The sequence below is a fragment of the Paraburkholderia sp. SIMBA_054 genome, assembly GCF_046534875.1.
In the GTDB taxonomy this organism is placed as follows: Bacteria; Pseudomonadota; Gammaproteobacteria; order Burkholderiales; family Burkholderiaceae; genus Paraburkholderia; species Paraburkholderia hospita.
Map to the genome: position 1 here is coordinate 1 of NZ_JAWRXV010000631.1, position 279 is coordinate 279.

General features: G+C 59.5%; 1 pseudogene. It reads left to right on the forward strand.

Going from position 1 to position 279, the window contains the following annotated elements:
• Nucleotides 1-37: 37 nt before the first annotated feature.
• Nucleotides 38-279 (forward strand): annotated as a pseudogene (locus tag SB822_RS56620) (potassium transporter); the annotation flags it as partial.

Sequence of the window (279 nt, forward strand, 5' to 3'; positions counted from 1 at the left end):
GGGGGCTGGCTTCGTGCTGTCTTCCACAGCTGTCATCATGTCGATGCTGCAGGAGCGAGGCGAAATAGCCACGCCCGACGGCCAGAAGGCCGTTTCCATTCTCCTGCTCGAAGATTTGATGATCGTTCCGCTGCTGGCGCTCGTTGCATTCCTTTCGCCTTCCCAGCATGAGTCCGGCGGAATCCTAGGCATTGCGACGGCCATTGGCGCCATTTTGCTGCTGATTGCTGTCGGTCGCTGGCTGCTTGATCCGTTCTTCTCCTTGCTGGCGCGTGCGAG